Source organism: Rhizobium mongolense USDA 1844 (genome assembly GCF_000419765.1).
Classification (GTDB): Bacteria; Pseudomonadota; Alphaproteobacteria; order Rhizobiales; family Rhizobiaceae; genus Rhizobium; species Rhizobium mongolense.
In genome coordinates this window covers 235,294-258,756 of record NZ_ATTQ01000005.1, presented here as the reverse complement: position 1 = coordinate 258,756, position 23,463 = coordinate 235,294, and the positions used below count along the sequence as shown (strand labels likewise).

The window sequence follows — 23,463 nt, the reverse complement described above, 5'->3', positions numbered from 1 at the left end:
CGCCACCAATTTGGACTTTGTTTGCTTTCCCCTTCAACAGAAATTTAGAAACCTGCAAATATAAACCGCGTTCGATCCGCAGTAATTTCGCTGCAATTCGCAACCGCCACCAAAGGACTTACCCATGACCTTTTACCGGACAACCCGGCTGATGCTGTCTGGCGCCGCATTCCTCTCACTCGCCGGCTCCGCGTTCGCGCTCGACGGGCAGGATCTCCTGAAGAAGCTGAATGCTGCCTATAGTGCCCAAGGCGGAACGGTCACAGCCGATGGTGTCGATGTCAACTACACGACGGTGACACTGAAGAACGCGAGCTTCAAGCCGACTGGCAGCGATGCTCTCCACATTGGCGACATCACGATGACCGGCGTCGAGGAAGACGAAGAAGGCGGTTACTACATCGAGGAAGCAGCCTTTCCCGACATCAACATCACGCAAGACGGCGCGACCGTCAGCGCCTCCGAAATGACGCTCGGCGGCATATCCATTCCTGCCGATGTCAACGGTGACGGCCTCGACTCCATACTGCTTTACGAAACGGCGCATGTCGGCCCGTTCAAGGTCACCAAGGATGGCAAGGAAGTCTTCTCGCTCGGCGAAACGCAGATGAACCTGTCGCTTCGTGAAGACGAATCCGGCTTCGACTTCGACGGCGCATTCAAGAGCATGAAGGCGGACCTCAGCGATGCTCCGGACCCGCAGGCGAAGGAAGCGATCGAGAAGCTAGCCCTGCAGCACGTCAACGGCGACATCACGATGAAGGGCGCCTGGGATCTCGGCCCCGGCACGATTGACATCTCCGAATTTGCCTTCGACGTGACAAATGTCGGCCGCCTAAAGCTTGCCTTCAAGATTTCGGGATACACCCTGCCCTTCATGAAGTCGCTGCAGGAAGCGGCGAAGGCCTCCGAAGCGAACCCGAACAAGGAAGAAGCGCAGCAAGCGCTTGGCCTTGCCATGCTCGGTCTGATGCAGCAACTTTCGTTCAACGGCGCCGAAATCCGCTTCGATGACGCATCGATCACGAAGCGTGCGCTGGAATATGCCGGCTCCAAGCAGAACATCTCGGCGCAGCAGATGGCGGATGCGCTGAAGGCTATGGCGCCGATTGCGCTGGCGCAGCTCAACATCCCGGAACTACAGAATGCGATTTCGGCAGCGGTCAACACCTATCTCGACGACCCGAAAAGCTTCGCAGTCAGCGCCGCACCCGCCCAGCCTGTCCCCTTCCCGACCATCATGGGTGCTGCCATGGGCGCTCCAAACACGCTGCCCGGCGTGCTCGGCGTGAAGGTGACGGCGAACCAGTAAGATTGAACTCCACCAACAAATAAGCCCGGTAACGCACCGGGCTTATTACATTGGAAAACTCAGTCTTTGTTGACCGGCGGGATCGGGCGGATCGCCAGTTCGCGCAGCTGCGCAGGCGTTGCCGGCGACGGGGCGCCCATCAGGAGGTCCTGGGCCTGCTGGTTCATCGGGAAGAGCGAGATTTCGCGCAGGTTCTTCGCGCCAGCGAGCAGCATCACGATCCGGTCGATACCGAAGGCGGCGCCACCATGCGGCGGTGCGCCATACTGGAAGGCGCGATAGAGACCGCCGAAGCGATCCTCGACGTCCGCCTGGCTGAGGCCCACCTTTTCGAAGGCCTGGACCATCAGTTCCGGCGACTGGTTACGGATCGAGCCCGAAGCGATTTCGAAGCCATTGCAGACGGCGTCGTACTGGAAGGCCTTAATCGTCAGCGGATCCTGGTTCTGCAGCGCCTCCAAGCCGCCTTGGGGCATGGAGAAGGGGTTGTGCGCGAAGTCGACCTTCTTCTCGTCCTCGTTCCATTCGAAGAACGGGAAGTCGACGATCCAGCAGAGTTCGAACCGGTCGCGGTCGATGAGGTTCAGCTCGTCGGCAGCGCGGTTGCGTGCTTCGCCTGCGAACTTGTAGAACTTGTCCGGCTCGCCGGCGACGAAGAAACAGGCGTCGCCGTCATCGAGGCCGAGCTGGGTGCGGATCGCATCCGTGCGCTCTTCGCCGATGTTCTTGGCGAGCGGACCGGCTCCTTCGAGCTTCTCGCCTTCCTTGCGCCAGAAGATGTAGCCGAGGCCGGGCTGGCCCTGGCTCTGCGCCCAAGCGTTCATGCGGTCGCAGAAGGCGCGGGAGCCGCCGGTCTTTGCCGGGATCGCCCAGACTTGGACCTTCGGGTTGGACGCGATCATGTTCGCGAAGACCTTGAAGCCGGAGCCGGCGAAGTGCTCAGTCACGGCCTCCATGACGATCGGGTTGCGCAGGTCCGGCTTATCGGAGCCGTATTTGCGAATTGCCTCGTCATAAGGAATGCGTGGCCATTCCTTGGTCACCGGCTTACCTTCGGCAAACTCCTCGAACACCTTGGTCATCAGCGGACCCGTGGCGTTCCAGACGTCTTCCTGGGTCACGAAGCTCATTTCGAGGTCGAGCTGATAGAATTCGCCGGGCAGGCGGTCGGCTCGCGGGTCTTCATCACGGAAGCAGGGCGCGATTTGGAAGTAGCGGTCGAAACCGGCGACCATCAAGAGCTGCTTGTACAGCTGCGGCGCCTGCGGCAGGGCGTAGAAGGTGCCGGGATGGATGCGGCTCGGCACGAGGAAGTCACGCGCGCCTTCCGGCGAGGAGGCCGTCAGGATCGGCGTCGAATATTCGGTGAAGCCGATATTGCCCATTTCACGGCGCATGGCAGAGATGATCTGCGTGCGCTTGACGATGTTCTTGTGCAGCGTCTCGCGGCGAAGGTCGAGGAAGCGGTACTTGAGGCGGACGTCTTCCGGATAGTCCGGCTCACCGAAGACCGGCAGCGGCAGTTCCTTGGCGGCGGAGAGGATTTCGATCTCCTGCGCGTAAAGCTCGATCTCGCCGGTCGCCATCGCCTTGTTCACGGTGTCTTCAGTACGTGCTTTCACGAGGCCGTCGATGCGGATGACCCATTCGCCGCGAACGGTTTCAGCGATCTTGAAAGCCGGCGAATCCGGATCGGCAACAACCTGCGTGATGCCATAATGGTCGCGAAGGTCGATGAAGAGAACGCCGCCATGGTCGCGAACGCGGTGGACCCAGCCGGAAATCCGGACATTCGAGCCAACATCCGACTTACGGAGGGCTGCACATGTGTGGCTGCGGTAGCGATGCATAATGTCTAATCCTGGTATTTTGGCTTGAGACGGCAGCAAGGGGCTCGAATGGCTCTCCGGTGCCGACAAGAAAATCGGGCGGAAAAGCGCATGGACGGTCTGATTTGTCAAGGCTTGGGCCGCATTGAGCACCACTTTGGCGCGGTTTATTCGGGCGCCTGATGCAAGGCAACTGCGGCAGTTTGGCCTCACTTCCTTATTGATGAAAACCGCAGTCAACTTTAAAGATGGCGCCATTGTTGTTGCCGGAGCGCCAGATGCCCCTACTCACCCGCCGCAATCTGTTGAGGGCGTCCGCCGTCGCCGGCGCCTACAGCGCCGGCATGGGCATTGCCGGCAAGTTCGGCTTTGCCGGCTCGGCGCCCGAACCGCAGGTGCTGAAGGCGGTGAAGACCGAGGCTTCGCTCACCGCTGCCGGACCGACGAGGGATGTCATGACCTGGGGCGATGGCGGCCCGCCGCCGGTGCTTCGCATGACCCGTGGCAGGCCCTATGCCGCACGCCTGACCAATGCTCTCGACGAGCCGACCACGATCCACTGGCATGGCCTTCGCATCGACAACAGGATGGACGGCGTGCCCTTCATGACGCAGCCCTACGTCTATACGGGCGACAGCTTTGACTACGCCTTCACGCCGCCGGATGCCGGCACCTTCTGGTATCATCCGCATTGCAACACGCTGACCCAGATAGGCCGCGGCATGACCGGCGTTATCGTCGTCGAGGATCCTGCCGATCCGACTTTCGATGCCGAGATCGTGCTCAACCTGCGCGACTGGCGGCTCGGCGGAGACGGGCAATTCATCGCGCCCTTCCGTCCGCGCGACGCGGCAAAGACCGGCACCTATGGAACGGTGCGCACGGCGAACTGGCAGCAGGAGCCGCAATATGATGCGCCGGCCGGCGGCCTTGTCCGCCTGCGCATCGCCGTGACGGATGTCACCCGCATCTTCTCGCTGCGGATCGAAGGCGCCGAGGCGACGGTGATCGCCATCGACGGCAATCCGGTGCCGCAGCGCTTTCCGCTTGACCTGTTCCAGATCGGTCCCGGGCAGCGGCTGGACCTTGTCGTGCGGATGCCGGACAGCGAAGGCGGTGTAGCGATACTCGAGGATATCCGGGGGACCGCGCCGAAAACGATCGCGAGCCTGCGCGCCGTCGGTCAGTCCCTGAAACGCAACGCAGGCGACCTTGCCCCGCTTGCCGCCAATCCGGTCCCGCAGGCCGATATTTCCGCCGCCGAAAAGATCCCGCTGGTGCTCAGCGCCACAGCGGAAAACGTCTCCGTCGACAGCATATGCGGTACACTCGGCTACAGTTTCTGGGCGATCAACAGGCTGCCGTGGCCGGGCGACATTGCCGATCCGACCGCCCCACTTGCCGAACTGAAGCTTGGCAAAAGCTACATCTTCCAGCTCCAGAACGTGACACCGCACCTGCATCCGATCCATCTGCACGGCATGGGCTTCACGGTCATTTCGTCGTCGACACGCGAGGTGATGCCGCTCGTTTCCGACACTTATCTCGTCCAGCCCGATGAGAAGGTTGAGCTTGCCTTCGTCGCCGACAATCCGGGCAACTGGGTGCTTCATTGCCATATCATCGAGCATCAGAAGACCGGCATGACGAGTTATGTGCGGGTTGTTTAAGGTGAGCTAGAGCCCTCATCGGCCTGCTGGCACCTTCTTCCGGCTTTCACGGGGAAAAGGTGATATGCCGCAACCTCTCCGTCCTTCTCAGCCATTTCGCGAGGCCAGCCCCTCGCCCAGCTTGCGGGGAGGGAGTTAGGGTGAATGGTTTTGGCATGACGCAGCCTCCTGTATCTAGTTCCTTGCCGATTGCATAACATTTGGCAGGAGGACGTGCACTGAGAGGGCCCACCGCCAATGAATACAGCAATCGTGCGAAGCGCCCCCATCGATCCCGGCGAATAACCCGCCGGCCACGCCGGCATAGGCACCTTCAACGTATTGACATATCGAGCGTAAAGGAGAAGGAAGGTTAACCGACCTTTTTCCTTGCGAATGAATTGACATGATAGAAACAACCGCCGAATTGGCGGCCGCCTGCAAAGAGCTGGCCAAGTCCGACTTCATTACAATCGACACTGAATTCCTGCGTGAGACGACATTCTGGCCGGAGCTTTGCCTGATACAGATGGCGAGCTTGACGACGGAAGTCATCATCGACCCACTTGCAAAGGGCATAGACCTTGCACCCTTCTTCGAGCTGATGGCCAACCCGAAGGTGCTGAAGGTTTTTCATGCAGCGCGCCAGGACATCGAAATTATCTTCCACCGCGGCGGGCTGATCCCGCATCCGATCTTCGACACGCAGGTCGCCGCCATGGTCTGCGGCTTCGGCGACAGCGTCTCCTATGACCAGCTCATCAGCCGGACAAAGGGCGTGCAGATCGATAAATCCTCGCGCTTCACCGACTGGAGCCGCCGGCCACTTTCCGAAAAGCAGCTCGATTATGCGTTGGCGGACGTCACACATCTGCGCGACGCCTATCTCTACCTCAAGGCCGAACTGGAGCGCGAAGGCCGCTCGTCCTGGCTCTCGGAGGAGATGGATATTCTCGAATCGCGCGAGACCTACGACATGCATCCGGATGACGCCTGGCAACGTTTGAAGATGCGGCTGCGCAAACCGCAGGAACTTGCGACCCTCAAATATGTCGCGGCCTGGCGCGAGCGGGAGGCGCGATCCCGCAACGTGCCGCGTTCGCGCGTCTTGAAGGACGATGCGATCTACGAGATTGCCCAGCAGCAGCCGAAGGACACCGAGTCCCTGAGCCGCCTGCGCACGATCCCGAAGGGATGGGAGCGTTCTGCCGCCGGTACGGCGGTTCTCGAAGCCGTCAATACGGCCCTTGCCCTGCCGAAAGCAGAGATGCCCCATGTGCCCCGCCACACGCAGGCGCCTGAGGGTGCTGCCGCTGCGGTCGAATTGCTCAAGGTACTGTTGAAGCTGATTTCGGAAAAACACGGTGTCGCGCCGAAAGTCATCGCCAACAGCGAAGACCTCGACAAGATTGCCGCGGATGGCGAGAAGGCGCAGGTCGCGGCACTCAGCGGTTGGCGCCGCGAATTGTTCGGTGCGCCCGCGCTGCAGCTTATCAAGGGCGAGATCGCGCTTCGTTTCGTCGGCAAGAAAGTCGATACCGTTCCGCTTTGATGGCCCTCGCCCCTTGAGCCGGCTTGCGAAATCGCTTGACCGAAGCGTCTCGCGTGGAAAAATGCGCGCGGGTGCCAACACAGGGCAGATGTCATGAATGAGATTTCTCCAGCGCAGAACTGGCTTCTCTTAACGGCCGTGATGGCTGCAAGCGGCGTAGCCTATAGCCTGGTGGTCTATCCCGACGAACCGGTCATCATCGGCGCGGTCTTTGCGGTCTTTATCGGCATGCCGATTTTGGCCTTCGAGCGGAGAGCCTTCCTGCGCCCGCTCTACCGGCGGCTCCAGAAACTTCCGACGGCGGCGTTCATCATTTCAGCCTTGCTGATTTATGAAGCCCTCATGAACATCGGCTATGCGCTGGCCGCCTCGCTGCTGTCGGCGGTCGGGCTGATCAAGCCTGAGTCGCTCTTGAACATCCTGGTGATGCCGTTCAACGTCTTCATGTATGCGCTTGGGGTCTGCGCCGTCGTCATCTTCGTGTTGCGCGTGCGCGAACTGCTCGGCCGCGACGTTTTTCTCAGCATGTTTTCCGGCCGCTACCGGACCCCCGTCCAGGAGGAGCGCATCTTCCTCTTTATCGACCTCGTCGATTCGACCCCTTTTGCCGAAAAGCACGGAGATCTTCGAGCGCAGCAATTGCTGAACTCGCTGTTTGCCGCTTTTGCCGAACCGGTGCGGCGGAACAAAGGGGCGATTGATGATTACGTCGGCGATTCCGCGATCATAACCTGGCCGCTCGCGCGCGGGCTGAAGGATGGCCGCTGCGTGCGCTGCATCTTCGACATCCTGAACGACATCGAAGCCGATGCGGAAAGCTGGCTGAAGCAATATGGGCAGGTGCCCCGCCTGCGCGCAGCACTTCATGGCGGCTTCGTCATCACAGCGGAAATCGGCGTCGATCACCACAAGATCACCTACTTCGGCGACACCGTGAATACAACTTCAAGGCTTGAGTCCCTTTGCAAGACGCTGAACCGGCCGGTGCTGATCTCGAGCGAGCTTGCCCGACGCCTGACGCTGCCTGAAAGGATCAGCGCGCAGGACCTGGGTGTTCACGCGCTCAAGGGCCGCGGCCAGGGACTCGGCGTCATGACGCTGGCACAAGCCCTGCCCACATCGGCAGCGTCACCAAAGCTTCATTCAACCTTCAATTAGGCGCCATCAATGGACTGCTAAGCGAAACCGCCATTTCATCTACTGGAGGTTTCCATGAAAGCTGCGCTTTTCAGTTCCGTCTCCCTCTTCTTCCTCATCACCGCCTCCGCTTTTGCCGACCAGCGGGCTTTTCCGGCCAAGCTCGCCGGCCAGGCGATCCTGCCTGCCAACACGCTGGTTCCGGCACCCGCCGACGCGCCCGAATTCCTGAAGCACGCCGGCAAGTTCACCACTCCGGATCGCAAGCGCACCGAAGCGCTCGGCTCCGTTCCCGGCAAGGACGGACAGCGCGTCACCGACATCAAGCTGCCGCTCGACGGCCAGCCTGTCCAAGGCTTTTCCGGCATCAAGACGATGGAAGACGGCACGTTCTGGACGCTCTCCGACAACGGTTTTGGCTCCAAGGGCAACTCCAGCGACGCCATGCTCTTCCTGCACCAGATGAAACTCGACTGGACGACCGGCAAGGCCGACGTCGTCAAGAACATCTTCCTCTCCGATCCGAACAAGATCGCGCCCTTCCCGATTACTCTCGAAGGTGCCGAGAAACGCTATCTGACCGGCGGGGATTTCGACATCGAATCCATCCAGCCGGTCGCCGACGGTTTCTGGCTCGGCGATGAGTTCGGTCCCTATCTTTTGAAATTCGATACCGAAGGCCGGTTGACCGACGTGATCGCCACCACGGCCGATGGCAAGCTGGTGATGTCGCCCGACAACCCGCTGCTCTCGGTTCCGGCAAATCCGGCCGCCAAGATGCCTGCCTTCAACCTGAAGCGCTCCGGCGGCTTCGAAGGCCTTGCCATGGCGAAGGACGGAACCAAGCTTTACGGCCTTCTGGAAGGCGCGCTCTACCAGGATGACGGCAAGATGGAATCCGTTGACGGCCACACCGCCATCCGCCTCATCGAGTTCGACGTCGCCTCCAAGAAATGGACGGGCCGCAGCTGGTTCTATCCATTCGAGGACAAGGGTGCCGCAATCGGCGACTTCAACATGCTGGACGACACGACCGCCCTCGTCATCGAGCGCGACAACGGCGCCGGTACGAAGGACAAGGTCTGTGCCGATCCCAAGGAGCCCAAGCCGGACTGCTTCCAAGCCCCGGCGGAGTTCAAGCGCATCTACAAAATCGAGCTCGACGATGCCAACGCCGGCAAGGCCGTGCGCAAGATCGGCTACATCGACCTGATGCATATCGAAGACCCGGACAACAAGAAGAAGCGGGGCGGCCGCGAAGGCTTCTACGACATGCCCTTCGTGACGATCGAGAATGTCGACCGCGTCGATGCCACGCACATCATCGTCGGCAACGACAACAACCTACCCTTCTCCGCCGGCCGTGCCGTCGACAAGGCAGATGACAACGAGTTCAGCCTGCTGGAAGTGGGTGATTTTTTGAGTGCGAAATAGATAGAGACGCTCTTTGGGATGGAGGTGGCGCGTGAGTGCCATCTTCCCTTGCGGCTGACTGCGGATGAGGCGTTGCTCGGGCAGACCGTTTCCTCGTTCTCCCGCCTCATTCCTGTGCCTGCCACAGGAATGAGGTGCGCCCAAGGCCTTGAGGCGCGGGAGAGTCATTCACGGCGCAGACGCGTCGTGAATTCTTGTGACGCACAGGAATGACGGCGCCCAGAAGCGCTTCACCGCAGAACAAAATCCACGAATGCCCCCTATTCGAACCTGAACGCCAGCCGTCTGTTCGTCAGCCGCGAGAGCTGCTGCAGGCGGCCGTCGAGGCGTTCTCCGGCGAAGTCGCGATATTCCGATGGCACGACGAATTCGAGGTCGATGCTTGGATTGGAGGACTTGCGGAACGTCAGGTTCTTCACCAGGCCCGGCATGGAGGCCGAGAAGAGATAAACGACGCGCAGCATGCCGCCGAGCAGCTTGGCGCGTTCGACATATTGCGGGCCGGCGATCGTGGCAAGCGGTGCCGTCGAGCCGTCGTCATTCAGGCCTTCGAAGCGGTAGTAATTGGCGAGCGCGATGAAGGCCCGGCCGGGATGGCTGATGCCGACGAAGGATGAATGGGCAATCAGGTTCAGCGCCTGCAGGCCGCGATAGTCCGGATGCGCGCGCCAGCTGATGTCGGCGAGCAGGCACGCCGCCTGGCGGTAGCGCGCTTCCTCTTCCGTTTCCACAACGCCGAAATACGGCATCATGTAGCCGGTCCATGCCGCAAGCTCGCGCGCATGCTCAGGGGAACGCGCGCGCAGGATGGCAAGCTCGCCGGCCGCCGAAAGCAGCGGATCGGCGCGGCGCTCGCCCTCCGACAGCAGCGAGTAGAGATAGCCTTCGCGGACGCCCTGCGCCGAGAAGGAAATGACGCCGGGATTCATCGCGCTCAACACTTCCTTCATGGCAACGGCGCCGAAGGGCAGCAGCGCACGGCGATGCTTCGAGACCGCCTGGAAGGCCGGATCCTTGGAATCCCTGGCTACTTCCACCTGATCGAGGAACTGCATCATCCCTTCGAGAGAAACCTCGTACCCCTGCATCATGTGAAGCGGATATTGGGTAAGTTCCATGTGCAGCTTGGCGATGTTACGCCAGGTGCCACCAACCGCGTAGAAGGTCCGCCCGGCCCCCTTTTCCAGGATTTTCGTGGCGCTTCGAACATGCTTGCGAGCGAAAGTGCGGGCTCTCGCGAGGGAACCGCCGGCATATTCCGAAAGGCGAAGCCCTCCGAGCGGCAGGGTGATCCCCCTGCCGATCTCGCGCTCCTTGATGTCGATGAGTTCCAGCGAGCCGCCGCCGAGGTCGCCCGCGATGCCGTCCGGATGGAAGAAGCCGCTGATGACGCCGAGCGCGGAGAACTTCGCCTCCTCCTCGCCGGAAAGCACGCGAATCTTGCGCCGGAGGATCGTTTCGGCCTGGTGGATGAAATCAGGCCCGTTGGAGGCTTCGCGCGCGGCAGCCGTCGCCAGCACATACATCGTCGCCGCGCGAGCCTGGTCGGAAAGGGCCTTGAACCGATGCAGGGCGGCCAGCGCGCGGGCGACGCTTTCCTCATCCATCCTGCCGTTCAGCGCGATGCCCTTACCGAGGCCGCAGAGCACCTTTTCGTTGAAAAGGATCGCCGGCGACCGGGACATGCCTTCGTAGATGACCACTCGGATCGAATTCGAGCCGATATCGACGACGGAGACCGGGGCAATCCCTGGCAGGCGCCCCTGGGCTTCTGATTCAACCATGCAGGTCCAGTTTTATCTCTTGGTCCAGCCGGAAAGCAGGCCGGCAATCAGCTTGGGCGCACTGGATTTCAGGGCCTCACCACGGCCGGAAAGGCTGGGATTGGTCATGAAATACTGCTGCGCATTGAACGGCTCTTCGCCTTTGCGCACTTCCATGCGCCGAGACGTGCCGTCGGGCAATATCTCGTAGCTCTGCTGATTGTCAATGATATTGCCTAGCATGATCTGTGACAAAACCTGCTCGTGCACAGTCGGATTGATGAGCGGGACGAGCGTCTCGACGCGGCGATCGAGGTTTCTGGGCATCATGTCGGCGGAGCCGATATAGACGAGCGCCTTGTCGGACGGCAGGCCGTGTCCATTGCCGAAGCAGAAGATGCGGCTGTGCTCCAGGAAGCGGCCGACGATCGACTTGACGCGAATATTGTCGGAGAGGCCCGGCACCTGCGGGCGCAGGCAGCAGATACCGCGAATGACCAGGTCGATTTCAACGCCTGCCCGGCTTGCCGTATAGAGCGCGTCGATAATTTCCGGATCGACGAGCGAGTTCATCTTCATCCAGATCGCTGCCGGCGCACCGTTCTTGGCATGTTTGATCTCCTCCTCGATGTGACGGAGGATGCGCGAGCGCAGCGTATAAGGCGAGACGGCGAGCTTCATGCTCTCCTCCGGCTCGCCGTAGCCGGTGATGAAGTTGAAGATGTTCGCCATATCGTGGGCAATCACCTGATTGCAGGTGAAGAACGAGAGGTCGGTATAGATCTTCGCGGTGACCGGATGGTAGTTGCCGGTGCCGAGGTGGCAGTAGCTGCGGAGTCTGCCTTCCTCGCGGCGAACGACCAACGACATCTTTGCGTGTGTCTTGAGCTCGATGAAGCCGAAGACGACCTGCACGCCGGCGCGTTCGAGGTCGCGTGCCCAACGGATATTCGCCTCTTCGTCGAAACGGGCCTTGAGCTCGACGAGGGCAGTCACCGACTTACCAGCTTCGGCAGCATCGATGAGAGCCCGGACGATCGGGCTGTCGTTCGAGGTGCGGTAAAGGGTCTGCTTTATCGCCAGAACGTCAGGATCGCGCGCAGCCTGGAGAAGAAACTGGACCACCACGTCGAAAGACTCGTAGGGGTGATGAACCACCATGTCCTTTTCGCGAATGGCCGCGAAGCAGTCTCCGGCATGCTCGCGAACGCGTTCGGGAAATCGCGCATTGTAGGGCTGAAACCGAAGGTCGTCGCGCGGCGCCTTGGTGATCTCGGAGACCGTATTGAGCGCAAGCAGGCCCGGCAAAACGGCGACACGATTGTCTGGAACATTCAACGCCTGCACCACGAACTGGCGGAGCGATGCCGGCATCTCGGAATCCGTCTCGATGCGGATCACCTTGCCGCGGCGGCGGCGCTTCAGGGCGGTTTCAAAGAAGCGCACGAGGTCTTCGGCTTCTTCCTCCACTTCGATATCGCTGTCGCGGATGAGGCGGAATGTACCGGAGCCCTGCACCTCGTAACCGGGATAGAGCCGGTGAATGAAGATGTTCGCGACATCCTCCAGCGTGATATAGCGGATCGTACCGGCGTCATCGGGCAAGCGCACGAAGCGATCGAGCGCAGGCGGCAGGCGAAGCAGCGCCGTCATCGGCTCGCGCCCGTGCTTGCTGGTAAGCTGCAGGCCGATCGAGAAACCGAGGTTCGGGATGAACGGGAACGGGTGAGCCGGGTCGATCGACAGCGGCGTCAGAACCGGAAAGATCGCCTGCTCGAATTCTGCCGCCAGCCACTGTCGGTCGGCGTCGCTGAGAGCGCCGGGACGGACGAACAGAATGTCTTCCTTCGCGAGATACTGCTGCAGGACGGCGAGCGAAGCCTGCTGCTCCATCTGCAGATTGTCGATCTCCTGCAGGATTGCATCGAGCTGTTCGGCGGGCGTCTTCCCGTCCGGCGTGCGAACCACGATGTTCTGGCGTACCTGGCCTTCGAGGCCAGCGACGCGCACCATGAAGAATTCGTCGAGATTGGCCGCTGAAATCGACAGGAACCGGACGCGCTCGAGCAGCGGGTGCTCAGTGTTCAGCGTTTCCTCGAGAACGCGACGGTTGAACTGCAGCCAGGAAAATTCACGGTTGATGAAACGTTCGGGACTAGTTAGCAGGTCTTCCAGCGGCGGGACTGCTGCCGCTGTTTGCGCAATCGGTTCCTGATGCTCTGCTACCGCACTGTCCATGTTCCGATCACCCCGTTTCACTCGTCCATGCGCAGTATATCAGTTTCACGACGGAACTGTGACAGTCAATCGGAAGACGCCGAATTACCTAATTCATTCAACACTTCGGCAGCAAGAGACCGGGTGATTTTCGTGCCCCGCGCAAGGGCCAGCCGGTCGAGCCTTTCGACGATCGTCTGGGCCGCGTTCAGCGACCGCTCCATCCGGTTCACGACATAAAGAACAAGTTTGTCATCTATATTAAGCTGCCGGTCGGAGAAGAGCTTGACGATGACCTGCGACAGCAATTCCTCGTCCGGCTCGCCGATTTCGACGACGGTCGCAGCCTTGAGCCTCGAGCGCAGGTCCGGGAGCTCCACCGGCCACGACATCGGCCACAGGCGGCTCGTCATCAACAGGCTGTTGCCGTTTTCGCGCACGCTGTTGATGACGTGAAAGAGTTCGGTGTCATCGAAGCCGAGGCGGTCGACATCCTCGAAAAGGACAGGCCCGGTTGCCGCAGTGACGGCGGCATCCGAGCCCCGCTTAGGATGGATGCTGGCGGCACCGCTATGCTCTTTCCAGATGCTTGCAAGATGCGACTTTCCGGAACCGACCGGCCCGGCCAGAATGACGACCGGCGACGGCCATTGCGGCCAGGCGTCGATGATGGTCACCGCAGCGCTCAGCCGGTCGGAGACCAACAGGTCGTCTCGGCCGCTTGCCGCATCATGGGAAAAGACCAGCGGGAGCTGTTCCCCCGCCTTGCGCTTCACGTCGTTCATTTGGAATCGGCTTTTGTCTTCCGGGCCTCGGCAGGTTGCGAACGGCCCGCATAAAGATCGCTCTGAAGGTAGCGCGAGAGCGCAAAGCGGACAAGGACGCCGACGGCGGCAGCGGCCGGCACGGCAACGAGCAGGCCGACGAAGCCGAAGAGCGCGCCGAACGCAAAGAGCGCGAACATCAGCCAGACCGGGTGAAGTCCGACGCTGTGGCCGACGAGTTTCGGCTGCAGGATATTGCCTTCCAGGAACTGGCCGCTGAAGAAGACAACGAGCACGGCGCCGACCCAGAGATAATCCGGCCAGAACTGAACGAGCGCCACGCCGACCGCAAGGACCAGTCCGACCAGCGAGCCGACATAGGGGATGAAGCTTATCATGCCGGCAAAGAGGCCGATGAGCAGGCCGAAGTTCAAGCCGACGAGCGACAGACCTACGGCGTAGAAGATTCCGAGGATCAGGCAGAGTGAGCCCTGCCCGCGAATGAAGCCGGCGATCGCCTGATCGATCTCATGAGCGATCTGGCGAACGTCGCTGACATAATCGCGCGGAATCCACTGATCGACCTTGGAAATCATGCGGTCCCAGTCGAGTAGGATGTAAAAAGCAACGACCGGCGTCACGACCAGCAGCGAGATGACGTCGACGATGGCCTTGCCGGAATTCCAGATCTGGCCAAAGAGGCCGGTCAGGAAGCCCATGCCTTCCGACAATATGCCGGAGAAATTGTCCTTGATCGTGCCGAGCTGGTTCCTGATCCAACCCGGCAGCACGGAATCCTGCACATTGGCGATGAACGCCTGCAGCTGGCTGATATATCCGGGGAGCCGCTGGGCGAAATCGTTGAACTGATTGATCAAGACTGGAATGAGGATCATCAGCGCCAGCGCGAAGATGATGACGAAGGCGACCAGGATGCCGATTGTTGCCATCAGGCGGCTGAGCCCCAGACGCTGCAGACGGTCGGCCACGGGATCGAGGAAATAGGCGATCGCCATGCCGGCGACAAAGGGCAGCAGGATGGAGCTGAAGATATAGAGAAAGACGATGAAGAAGACGAGCACGCCCAGCCAGAAGAAAACCTGCCGTTTGAGACTTGCTCCGCTGACCTGATGTGGCATCGCTTTCCCCGTTCGTCCGCCCGTGACGCAATCTTTTCGCGCCGCTACTCGAAGCACATAGGATGCAGGCCGGAAGATGGTCAACCCTGCGGCGGAAAATCCAACCCTCCCCTATGGAAAGAGCGGGAAATTGGGGCTTTTCTCCATCGCCGCCTTGCATAAAGCGCACTCTCATGCAATTGCGACCCGCATGTGACGCGGTCCATTATACCGCCCGAACCAGCCATCGGAGATCAGCATGAGCCAGTCTGGAAGAAACGGCCTGACCTATAGCGACGCAGGCGTCGATATCGATGCCGGAAATCTTCTGGTTGAGAAGATCAAGCCTGCCGTACGCTCCACGAGGCGGCCTGGTGCCGATGGCGAAATAGGAGGCTTCGGCGGCCTGTTCGATCTCAAGGCTGCCGGCTTCACCGATCCGGTTCTCGTCGCCGCCAATGACGGCGTCGGCACCAAGCTGAAGATCGCCATCGACGCGGATTATCACGAAACGGTCGGCATCGACCTCGTTGCCATGTGCGTCAACGATCTTGTCGTGCAAGGTGCTGAGCCGCTCTTCTTCCTCGACTACTTCGCGACCGGCAAGCTCGATCCGGATCAGGGTGCGGCGATCGTCGGCGGTATTGCTGCCGGCTGCCGAAAGGCGGGCTGTGCGTTAATCGGTGGCGAGACGGCGGAAATGCCGGGCATGTATTCTTCCGGCGATTACGATCTTGCAGGCTTTGCCGTTGGTGCCGCCGAGCGCGGCCAGCTTCTCCCGGCAGGCGATATTGCCGAAGGCGATATCATCCTCGGCCTCGCCTCCTCCGGCGTTCACTCGAACGGCTTTTCACTGGTGCGCAAGATCGTTGAGCTTTCGGGGCTCGGCTGGGAGGCGCCGGCGCCTTTCGCTGAAGGCGCGGCTCTCGGCCAAGCGCTGCTGACGCCGACCCGCATCTATGTGAAGCCGCTTCTGAAGGCGATCCGCGAAACCAGCGCCGTCAAGGCGCTGGCGCACATTACCGGCGGCGGCTTCCCCGAAAATATCCCGCGCGTGCTGCCGAAGCATCTTGCCGCCGAGATCGATCTTGCCGCGGTCAAGGTTCCGCCGGTGTTCTCCTGGCTTGCCAAGACGGGCGGCGTCGAGGCGAAGGAAATGCTGCGCACCTTCAACTGCGGCGTCGGCATGATCGCCGTCGTCTCGGCTGAAAATGCCGTTGCGGTGACCGCCGTCCTGGAATCGGAGGGCGAGAAGATCATCACGCTCGGCCGGATGATCGCCCGCGCAGAAGGTGCGCCGGGAACGGTTTACAAGGGCACGCTCGCTCTATGACCATGCCGCGCAAACGCGTCGTCGTCTTCATTTCCGGCGGCGGCTCCAACATGATGGCGCTCGTCGCGGCAGCGAAAGCTCCGGACTTTCCCGCTGAAATCGTCGGCGTGATTTCCGATAACGCGGATGCGGGCGGTCTTGCGAAAGCCGCCGCGGAAGGCATTTCCACGTTCGCTTTCGTTCGCAAGGATTATGCCAGTAAGGAAGCCCACGAGGCGACGATCTTTGAAGCGCTCGACCGGCTCTCGCCGGATATTCTCTGCCTTGCGGGCTATATGCGGCTTCTGAGCGCGAAATTCATCCAACGCTACGAGGGCCGGATGATCAACATCCACCCTTCCCTTCTGCCGCTCTTCCCGGGCCTCCACACGCATCAGCGCGCCATCGACGCCGGCATGCGAATCGCAGGGTGCACAGTGCATTTCGTGACCGAAGGCATGGATGAGGGGCCGGTGATCGGACAGGCCGCCGTACCGGTTCTGTCCGGCGATACCGCCGAGACGCTCGCCGCGCGCGTCCTCACGGTCGAGCATCAGCTCTATCCGCAAGCGCTGCGGCTCTTTGCAGAAGGCAAGGCGCGGATGGAAGGCGGCAGGGCGGTTGGCGCAGAGACATCCGCCCGCCCCAATGCCAATCACATCATTTCCCTGATCGCCTGATCCTTCAGGCAACGAGCGCCCGTAGCTGATGCAAGGTTCCGTCGCTGTAGACGAAGCGTCCGCCGCAGAAGGTGGCGCGGATGCGGTGCACATCGCCCGGCTCGACGACGACCAGATCGGCGCGCTGACCGACGGCGATCTCGCCTCGGTCCGTCAGACCTGCGGAACGGGCGGCATTCCTGGTCGCCATGGCGACCGCGGCCGGCATTGCGGTGGACTCGGCGATCTTGAAGATGCCGGGCACGAAAGCTGCCGGGTGATAATCGGCAGCGATCACCGTCAGTAGCCCGGCCTTGGCGGCATCGAGCGCACTCAGATTGCCGGACATTGACTGGCCGCGAAGCGCATTAGGCGCGCCCATAAGCGTCCAAAGCCCACGGCGGCGGGCCTCCACGGCAGCTGGTAGCGTGACCGGAAACTCGCTGATCGTCACACCGAGATCATGCATCTCGGCGACCTTTTCAGCACTATCGTCATCGTGGGACGCAAGCGACAGCTTCCACTTGAGCGAGAGGGCGACGATCTCCTTCAGCGTTGCCTCGATCTCCGGATTGTTGCGCATGGCAATGCGCTTTGCGACTATTTCCGCTGCCATTTCCTCGGAGATCGCCCGGCGCTCGGCGATGCTCAATATGTAGCTCTGGATGTTGTTGTACTGCCCCTGCCCCGGTATATGGTCGGTCAGCGACACCATATCGATATGACCGGCTTCAAGCAGCTTTTCGAGCGCGGGCGCGGCACCCAAATTGGTGATCTCATAGCGCGCATGAACGCGATGGTCGATCAGCAGATCGTGCTTGAGCCGGTTGATCCCCTCGATGATCGCACCGGTTGTTTCGAGTGAGCGGACGTGGCCGTAGACGCTCTCGGTTGCAAAGGAAATCGCCGCAAAGGCCGTCGTCACGCCGGCGGCCGCGAGTTTCTTGTCGAGTTCATGGATGCCGAAATCAATCGGCATTATGGCGTTCGGACGCGGCGCGATCTCGCGCTCGATCATGTCGCCATGCAGATCGACGAAACCCGGCATCAGCAACCGCCCGCCGCCGTCGATCGCGGCATTGCCGACCGGCTCCGGCCGTATCTCCGCAATCGCCCCGTCCTCGATCCGGATTGCGCCCCGGCTCACCACCTCTTCGGGAAGGACGAGCGTGAAATTGCTGAGCCACATGGGCAATCTCCTGACGGCATTTTATAATTTGATAAACCGCAGCGCTTAGGCGGGATTGGTGACAACGATATGAACTTTGGTGCTGCTGCGACGATCAACCCAAAGCACTTTCACAATACTTGCTAAGCTGCATGAAAAATATGCCGGCCTGCTCGTGCCGTTCTTTGCCCATCGTGCGGAAACGGCAATCAGTCTCGTACTCTGGAAATGCGTATCAGGTGAGGGTCATCGCTCCAACCGGCCGACTGCCGAAAGATCAACGATCCTGGGAAAAAATGCCGATTAGATCAAGCTACCCCTATTCATCGCCGCCCATTGCAGCAGGATAATCGTCTTCATGTCGCGGATATCGCCGCTTTCGATCATGGCGGTTGCCGTGTCCAGCGGCACGTCCAGCACTTCGATATCCTCATGCTCCTCGTCCAGGCCGCCGCCGTTCGAGACGCGGTCGGACGTATCGATCGGCGCGGCGAAGAAATGCACGACTTCGCTGTTCGAACCCGGCGAGCTGTAGGCCTTGAAGAGGAAACGGACGTCGCGGACGCGGAAGCCCGTCTCTTCCATCGCCTCGCGGCGGATCGCTGCTTCCGGCTCCTCGCCGTCGAGAAGACCGGCCGGCGTTTCGATCATGAAGGCGGGCTCGCCCCGAAGATCGGGCGGCAGACGGAACTGTTTGACGAGGACGACGGAGCCGCGTTTCGGATCGTAGAGCAGGATCGTTGCGGCCGGCGTGCGGTGATAGACCTCGCGATGGAGGCGATGGGTGAGGCCGTTCGAATCCGTGTAATCGAGCTTATAAACGCTCAGCCGCGTCCAGCCTTCCGCAAGCGTCGTTTCCTCGACGATCTTAGCCCTTGCCTTCGCGAACTTCGTCATGCGGCATCCTTGCGCAGCCAGACTTTGTTGTCGTGGACCGCCGCACCGCCATAGGGCGCGACGGGGTCTGCGCCGGTAAGCACATTGATACCCTCGCCGTCGACATGCGCCTTGTTTGGCCACAACCCTTCGGCGATCAGAACGCCCGGCTTGACCTCGGCCGTGACGTGGGCGTGCAGGCGCACCTCGCCGCGCCGGTTTCCGATCTGGACGAGATCGCCGTGGGCAATGCCGTTTATCTCGGCATCCTGGGGATTGATCATCAGTTCGGGACGCCCCTCCTTCTGCCGCGACGTCTTTGTTTCGGAAAAGCTGGAATTCAGGAAGTTGCGCGCGGGCGAGGTTGCCAGCCGGAAGGGATGTTCGGCATCGGCCACTTCGATGACATCCACCTGATCGGGAAAAGCCGGCAGCTCGGGATGCGGGCCGAGCAGGCCGACGGATTCCGGTGGACGGTTAGGCGCCGGCTGGTTCGCCCAATCCGGCCGAAAGCGGAACTTGCCGTCCGGATGCGCGAAACCGTTGAGGAAATGCGCGTCTTCGAAGTCAGGCTGGCGGTCGAACCATTTATGTTCGAGGAAGTGGTCGTAGTCCGGCAGGCCGCTTGTTTCGAGAATGCGGTCAACCATTTCCCGGGCGCTAAAGCCGAAGCCTGGCTGATCCGCAACGCCGAGGCGCTTTGCGAGCTCCTCGATGACGAAGAGGTTGGTGCGCACCGTCGGCGGCGGTTCGACGAGTTTCGGGCCGAGCAGGATATGGTTCTGCCCGCCGGCGCGGTAGATGTCGTCATGCTCGACGAACATCGTGGCGGGAATGACGATATCGGCCATTTCCGCCGTCTCGGTCATGAACTGCTCGTGTACGGCCACGAAGAGATCGCCCCGCGCAAAGCCGCCCTTCACCAGGCGTTGCTCAGGCGCGATGTTTACCGGATTGGTGTTCTGAATCAGCATGGCGGTGACCGGTCCGCGATGGCGCAGTGATGCCGCATCGCCCGTCAGCACGCGGCCGATCTGCGACTGGTCGAGCATGCGGATATCCGGATCCTTCATCGATTTGCCGGTCAGCTCCGCGTTGTTCATGCGGAAGATGTCACTGTTCGAATGGAAGGCGCCGCCGCCCTCATACTGCCAGGAGCCGAGCACGGTGGCGATCGAGGCTGCGGCATGCATGGCGACCGCGCCGTTGCGCTGGCGGGTGAAACCGTATCCGAGGCGGAAATAGGTTTTCTTCGTCGTGCCGACGAGCTGTGCGAAGGTTTCGATCTCATCCACCGAGAGACCGGTGATCGCGGCTGCCCATTCCGGCGTCTTCGCCTTGAGGTGCGCTTCAAGACCTGCCGGATCGTCGGCATATTTTGCCAGATAGGCCCGGTCGGCGTAGCCGTCGCGGAAGGCGATGTGCATGACGGCGCAGGCGAGCGCCGCATCGGTGCCAGGCTTGACGATCAGCGCCATGTCGGCCTGCTTCATCGTCGGATTGTCGTAGATATCGACGACGACGATCTTCGCGCCGCGTTCCTTGCGCGACTTGATCGCATGCGTCATCACATTGACCTGCGTCGCGACCGCGTTCGTACCCCAGATGACGACGCAATCGGTGCGGCCCATCTCGCGCGGATCGGGGCCGCGGAGCGTGCCCGTCGCCATCGTGAAGCCGGTCCAGGCCGGGTTGGTACAGATCGACGAGAAGAAGCCGGAATAACGTTTGGCGTGGCGCAGGCGCTCGATGCTGTCGCGCTGCACCCAGCCCATGGTGCCGGCATAGTAGTAAGGCCAGACCGCCTCGCTGCCATCCTTCCCTTCGGCCTTCATAAAGGCTTCGGCGATCTCGTCCAGAGCCTCGTCCCAGGAAATCTGCTGCCAGCGCCCCTCGCCTTTCGCGCCGATGCGGCGCAGAGGGTGCATCAGCCGGTCCGGATGGTAGAGGCGTTCGGCATAGCGCGCGACCTTGGCGCAGATGACGCCGGACGTATAAGTGTGGTCGTTGGCACCGCGCACACGGCCGATGCGTCCGTCCTGCGTGATCTCCACTTCCAGCGCGCAGGTGGAGGGACAGTCGTGCGGACAGGCGGTGTGCCCGACCTTCTTGCCGGGATCGGCGGATTTGGCGTGAATGGGGGTCGCAATGTTCATGGCTTTTCTATATTCCAAGCCGTCATCCGCCAAAAGCCGGAAATGACGGCTATGACATGAATTCATAACAGGCATCAGCGAAAATGAACTACCGCCACATCTATCACGCGGGCAATTTTGCCGATGTGCTGAAGCACGCCGTTCTGGCACGTCTCATCCGCTATCTGCAGAAGAAGGACGGCGCTTTCCGAGTGCTCGACACCCATGCCGGCGTCGGGCTTTACGACCTCTCCTCGGAAGAGGCGCAAAAGACCGGCGAGTGGCAGGACGGGATCGGCAGGATCATGGAGGCCGATCTTGCGCCGCAGGTGGCCGGACTGGTCGAGCCCTATCTTTCCGCGGTCCGGGAACTCAACCCGGATGGCGGTGTGCGCTATTATCCCGGTTCGCCGAAGCTTTCGCGCATGCTCTTTCGCCCCCAGGACAGGCTTTCGGCGATGGAACTGCATCCGGAGGACTATATCCGCCTTCACCGGCTGTTCGAAGGTGATCACCATGCCCGCATCACCGAGCTCGACGGCTGGCTGGCGCTCGGCGCGCATCTGCCGCCGAAGGAAAAGCGCGGCATCGTGCTTGTCGATCCGCCGTTCGAGGAGGACGGCGAATACGAGCGTCTGGTCGACGGCCTGGCGAGGGCCTACCGGCGGTTTCCGGGCGGCACCTATTGCCTCTGGTATCCGCTGAAGAAGGGCGCTCCCATCAAGGAATTACACGAGGCGCTGCAGGTGACCCAAATTCCGAAGATGCTGTGCGCTGAACTCAGCGTGCGCAGCGACCGCGGCGTTACCGGGTTGACGGGCTCCGGTCTCATCATCGTCAACCCGCCCTTCACGCTGAAGGACGAGTTGCACGCGCTGCTGCCGGCGCTCAAGGATCATCTCGCCCAAGATCGGTTCGCATCACAGCGCGCCTTCTGGCTGCGTGGCGAAGTCAGGACCGGAAACGCCGATTGACCGCTTGCTGCACGTGCGAAATAGTCCGCGCCGAAACCGCTTTGGAGATGAAACATGAAGCTGCTTTGCTCCCCGACATCGCCCTATTCCAGCAAAGTGCTGATGGCCGCGCATTATCTGGAACTCGCCGTCACCGAAATCCGCGTCGATACCAATGCCGGCCCGGCGATCCTCGTCGACAACAACCCGCTCGGCAAAATCCCGACGCTTCTGACCGACGAAGGGGTTTCGGTCTTCGACAGCGTGGCGATCATGCATTATTTCGGGCGGCTCAAGAACAGGAAGCTCTACCCTTCGAAGAACGGCAAGCGAACCGATGCTGAAATTCTGGAAGCACTCTGCGACGGCATCTGCGACTGCCTGCTGGCGATCATTTACGAGCGCCGCTTCCGCGACGAGGAGAAGGTGCACCAGCCCTGGATCGACCGGCAGTGGAAGAAGGCCGTCAGCGGCCTGAACCACATCAGCGCGCATCCACCGAAGATCGGCCGGAGGCTGAATGGCGCTCACTTCGCGCTTGCTGCGACGATCGGCTATCTGGAACTTCGCTTCAAGGGCCAGTGGGAAGCCGAGCATCCGGAACTGATCGACTGGGCACGCAAATTCGAGAAGAAATTTCCTGCCTATCAGGAACTCAAGCCGCACGGCTGAGACAAAAAAGCCGGGCGCGAGGCCCGGCTTTCAACAGGTGTGTTCGGCAGACTTAGAACTTGACGCCGATACCGACCTTGACGCTGTGTTCGTCATAGCCGCGGGATACGTTCGTGGCGCCGAGATCGAAGTCCTTGTTCTGATAGTCGCTGAAGCGATATTCGACACGTGCCGTGATGTTGTTCGTCACCATAGCTTCAGCACCGGCACCGACGGTGTAACCGAAGGCCGTATTGGTATCGGATTGACCGAAGCCGCTGACCTTGTTGTTCGCCGCAGCGGCACCGGCCGTCGCGTAGAGCAGGAACGGGTTCAGGTCGTAACCGACACGGCCGCGAACGGAGCCGTTGAAGCGGTTCTTGTTGGTGATGCCGTTAGACGTGCTGTCGAGGCCGGAATAACCGAGATCGGCTTCGACACCGTAGACGATCTGGCCGCTCTGCCAGTTGTAGCCCGTGTAGAGCTGGCCGCCCATCGCGTAACCGTCACGGTCCGAACCGAAGTTGCCCTTGTTATAGGTGCCCGCGCCGCCGAGGTAAAAGCCTTCCCAGTTACCTGCCGGTGCGGCCGGTTCGGCCTGTGCTACCGGAGCTTCCGGAACCTGGTCGACTGCGTCGGCGGCGTTGGCGGCAGAAAAGCCGGCGATCACGAAGGCGGATGCCATCAGACTAGCAATAAATGTACGCATACTCATTTCTCCTTTCGATCTCGCGCCCTTCGTAACTGTCCTACGCCGAAGCATTCGCGAGAAATTACTAGATGTCCCTCTCGGATCGAGGTCGAAAGTGGAGCGCAATTGCGGATTTGAGAGAGCCAAATTGTGAAATGATTGAGGCAGGGAAGCGGCTGAAATTTGATGTTGCTATAGAGCAACAGAATATTTGTTAACCATAACGATGGGTTAAATTGTCAA

At 60.9% G+C, this 23,463-nt stretch carries 18 protein-coding genes; 9 read left to right on the top strand and 9 right to left on the bottom strand.

Annotated features, from left to right (window positions below; translation table 11 throughout):
* The first annotated feature begins 124 nt into the window (after positions 1–124).
* Positions 125–1,312, top strand: coding sequence for a YdgA family protein (locus A3C3_RS0111400; RefSeq protein ID WP_022714736.1), 1,188 nt, complete (start codon positions 125–127; stop codon positions 1,310–1,312).
* Between the two features lie 59 nt (positions 1,313–1,371).
* Here A3C3_RS0111400 and aspS read toward each other — a convergent pair whose 3' ends face one another.
* The gene (gene aspS, locus A3C3_RS0111395; protein WP_028739574.1) at positions 1,372–3,162 is read right to left on the bottom strand and encodes an aspartate--tRNA ligase; all 1,791 of its coding nucleotides are present in this window, start codon (positions 3,160–3,162) and stop codon (positions 1,372–1,374) included.
* A 257-nt stretch (positions 3,163–3,419) separates the two neighbouring features.
* On the opposite strand from aspS, the gene A3C3_RS0111390 reads away from it, so the two are divergent.
* From A3C3_RS0111390 to A3C3_RS0111375, 4 genes are all read left to right on the top strand, one after another.
* The gene (locus A3C3_RS0111390) at positions 3,420–4,811 is read left to right on the top strand and encodes a multicopper oxidase family protein (RefSeq protein WP_028739573.1); all 1,392 of its coding nucleotides are present in this window, start codon (positions 3,420–3,422) and stop codon (positions 4,809–4,811) included.
* A gap of 385 nt (positions 4,812–5,196) precedes the next feature.
* Positions 5,197–6,342: a ribonuclease D gene (rnd, locus tag A3C3_RS0111385; RefSeq protein WP_022714733.1), complete on the top strand. Its 1,146-nt coding sequence runs from the start codon at positions 5,197–5,199 to the stop codon at positions 6,340–6,342.
* Between the two features lie 93 nt (positions 6,343–6,435).
* Positions 6,436–7,500 (top strand): adenylate/guanylate cyclase domain-containing protein, encoded by a 1,065-nt coding sequence (locus A3C3_RS0111380; RefSeq protein WP_022714732.1) that lies wholly within the window; start codon positions 6,436–6,438, stop codon positions 7,498–7,500.
* A gap of 54 nt (positions 7,501–7,554) precedes the next feature.
* Positions 7,555–8,913 (top strand): esterase-like activity of phytase family protein, encoded by a 1,359-nt coding sequence (locus A3C3_RS0111375; RefSeq protein ID WP_022714731.1) that lies wholly within the window; start codon positions 7,555–7,557, stop codon positions 8,911–8,913.
* A 260-nt stretch (positions 8,914–9,173) separates the two neighbouring features.
* Here A3C3_RS0111375 and ppx read toward each other — a convergent pair whose 3' ends face one another.
* The 4 genes from ppx to A3C3_RS0111355 all read right to left on the bottom strand — a co-directional run bounded on the left by ppx (position 9,174) and on the right by A3C3_RS0111355 (position 14,796).
* On the bottom strand, positions 9,174–10,697 hold the full coding sequence (ppx, locus tag A3C3_RS0111370; protein WP_022714730.1) for an exopolyphosphatase: 1,524 nt from the start codon (positions 10,695–10,697) through the stop codon (positions 9,174–9,176).
* A gap of 12 nt (positions 10,698–10,709) precedes the next feature.
* Positions 10,710–12,914, bottom strand: a complete 2,205-nt coding sequence (locus A3C3_RS0111365) for an RNA degradosome polyphosphate kinase (protein WP_022714729.1) — start codon at positions 12,912–12,914, stop codon at positions 10,710–10,712.
* A gap of 65 nt (positions 12,915–12,979) precedes the next feature.
* Complete coding sequence (gene hdaA / locus A3C3_RS0111360; RefSeq protein WP_022714728.1) at positions 12,980–13,678, bottom strand: DnaA regulatory inactivator HdaA; 699 nt, start codon at positions 13,676–13,678, stop codon at positions 12,980–12,982.
* The gene (locus A3C3_RS0111355; RefSeq protein WP_022714727.1) at positions 13,675–14,796 is read right to left on the bottom strand and encodes an AI-2E family transporter; all 1,122 of its coding nucleotides are present in this window, start codon (positions 14,794–14,796) and stop codon (positions 13,675–13,677) included. The genes hdaA and A3C3_RS0111355 overlap by 4 nt, the downstream gene beginning before the upstream one ends.
* A 238-nt stretch (positions 14,797–15,034) precedes the next feature.
* Between A3C3_RS0111355 and purM the strand changes: the two genes are divergently transcribed.
* Together purM and purN are read left to right on the top strand one after the other, a co-directional pair.
* A complete protein-coding gene (gene purM, locus A3C3_RS0111350; RefSeq protein WP_022714726.1) occupies positions 15,035–16,108 on the top strand; it encodes a phosphoribosylformylglycinamidine cyclo-ligase in 1,074 nt (357 codons plus the stop codon).
* Entirely contained in the window at positions 16,105–16,767 is a 663-nt protein-coding gene (gene purN / locus A3C3_RS0111345) for a phosphoribosylglycinamide formyltransferase (protein ID WP_022714725.1), read from the top strand. Before purM ends, purN begins: the two co-directional genes overlap by 4 nt.
* Before the next feature lie 4 nt (positions 16,768–16,771).
* On the opposite strand, the gene A3C3_RS0111340 is transcribed toward purN, so the two are convergent.
* The 3 genes from A3C3_RS0111340 to A3C3_RS0111330 all read right to left on the bottom strand — a co-directional run bounded on the left by A3C3_RS0111340 (position 16,772) and on the right by A3C3_RS0111330 (position 20,946).
* Entirely contained in the window at positions 16,772–17,935 is a 1,164-nt protein-coding gene (locus A3C3_RS0111340; protein WP_022714724.1) for an alpha-D-ribose 1-methylphosphonate 5-triphosphate diphosphatase, read from the bottom strand.
* Positions 17,936–18,217: 282 nt separating this feature from the next.
* Positions 18,218–18,811 (bottom strand): NUDIX domain-containing protein, encoded by a 594-nt coding sequence (locus A3C3_RS0111335; RefSeq protein WP_022714723.1) that lies wholly within the window; start codon positions 18,809–18,811, stop codon positions 18,218–18,220.
* A complete protein-coding gene (locus A3C3_RS0111330) occupies positions 18,808–20,946 on the bottom strand; it encodes a molybdopterin-containing oxidoreductase family protein (RefSeq protein ID WP_022714722.1) in 2,139 nt (712 codons plus the stop codon). The genes A3C3_RS0111335 and A3C3_RS0111330 overlap by 4 nt, the downstream gene beginning before the upstream one ends.
* Positions 20,947–21,029: 83 nt before the next feature.
* Here A3C3_RS0111330 and A3C3_RS0111325 point away from each other — a divergent pair, with 83 nt between their 5' ends.
* Positions 21,030–21,899 carry a 23S rRNA (adenine(2030)-N(6))-methyltransferase RlmJ gene (locus A3C3_RS0111325; RefSeq protein ID WP_022714721.1) on the top strand — a complete coding sequence of 290 codons (870 nt, stop codon included), beginning with the start codon at positions 21,030–21,032 and terminating at the stop codon, positions 21,897–21,899.
* Between the two features lie 54 nt (positions 21,900–21,953).
* Positions 21,954–22,550, top strand: a complete 597-nt coding sequence (locus A3C3_RS0111320) for a glutathione S-transferase (protein ID WP_022714720.1) — start codon at positions 21,954–21,956, stop codon at positions 22,548–22,550.
* A gap of 52 nt (positions 22,551–22,602) precedes the next feature.
* Here A3C3_RS0111320 and A3C3_RS0111315 read toward each other — a convergent pair whose 3' ends face one another.
* Positions 22,603–23,238 carry an outer membrane protein gene (locus A3C3_RS0111315; protein ID WP_022714719.1) on the bottom strand — a complete coding sequence of 212 codons (636 nt, stop codon included), beginning with the start codon at positions 23,236–23,238 and terminating at the stop codon, positions 22,603–22,605.
* Between the last annotated feature and the right edge of the window lie 225 nt (positions 23,239–23,463).

Bases quoted from the DNA above. Each gene is read 5' to 3' on its own strand.
- A3C3_RS0111400 (WP_022714736.1), top strand. From the start codon at position 125: ATGACCTTTTACCGGACAACCCGGCTGATGCTGTCTGGCGCCGCATTC.
- aspS (WP_028739574.1), bottom strand. From the start codon at position 3,162: ATGCATCGCTACCGCAGCCACACATGTGCAGCCCTCCGTAAGTCGGAT.
- A3C3_RS0111390 (WP_028739573.1), top strand. From the start codon at position 3,420: ATGCCCCTACTCACCCGCCGCAATCTGTTGAGGGCGTCCGCCGTCGCC.
- rnd (WP_022714733.1), top strand. From the start codon at position 5,197: ATGATAGAAACAACCGCCGAATTGGCGGCCGCCTGCAAAGAGCTGGCC.
- A3C3_RS0111380 (WP_022714732.1), top strand. From the start codon at position 6,436: ATGAATGAGATTTCTCCAGCGCAGAACTGGCTTCTCTTAACGGCCGTG.
- A3C3_RS0111375 (WP_022714731.1), top strand. From the start codon at position 7,555: ATGAAAGCTGCGCTTTTCAGTTCCGTCTCCCTCTTCTTCCTCATCACC.
- ppx (WP_022714730.1), bottom strand. From the start codon at position 10,697: ATGGTTGAATCAGAAGCCCAGGGGCGCCTGCCAGGGATTGCCCCGGTC.
- A3C3_RS0111365 (WP_022714729.1), bottom strand. From the start codon at position 12,914: ATGGACAGTGCGGTAGCAGAGCATCAGGAACCGATTGCGCAAACAGCG.
- hdaA (WP_022714728.1), bottom strand. From the start codon at position 13,678: ATGAACGACGTGAAGCGCAAGGCGGGGGAACAGCTCCCGCTGGTCTTT.
- A3C3_RS0111355 (WP_022714727.1), bottom strand. From the start codon at position 14,796: ATGCCACATCAGGTCAGCGGAGCAAGTCTCAAACGGCAGGTTTTCTTC.
- purM (WP_022714726.1), top strand. From the start codon at position 15,035: ATGAGCCAGTCTGGAAGAAACGGCCTGACCTATAGCGACGCAGGCGTC.
- purN (WP_022714725.1), top strand. From the start codon at position 16,105: ATGACCATGCCGCGCAAACGCGTCGTCGTCTTCATTTCCGGCGGCGGC.
- A3C3_RS0111340 (WP_022714724.1), bottom strand. From the start codon at position 17,935: ATGTGGCTCAGCAATTTCACGCTCGTCCTTCCCGAAGAGGTGGTGAGC.
- A3C3_RS0111335 (WP_022714723.1), bottom strand. From the start codon at position 18,811: ATGACGAAGTTCGCGAAGGCAAGGGCTAAGATCGTCGAGGAAACGACG.
- A3C3_RS0111330 (WP_022714722.1), bottom strand. From the start codon at position 20,946: ATGAACATTGCGACCCCCATTCACGCCAAATCCGCCGATCCCGGCAAG.
- A3C3_RS0111325 (WP_022714721.1), top strand. From the start codon at position 21,030: ATGAACTACCGCCACATCTATCACGCGGGCAATTTTGCCGATGTGCTG.
- A3C3_RS0111320 (WP_022714720.1), top strand. From the start codon at position 21,954: ATGAAGCTGCTTTGCTCCCCGACATCGCCCTATTCCAGCAAAGTGCTG.
- A3C3_RS0111315 (WP_022714719.1), bottom strand. From the start codon at position 23,238: ATGCGTACATTTATTGCTAGTCTGATGGCATCCGCCTTCGTGATCGCC.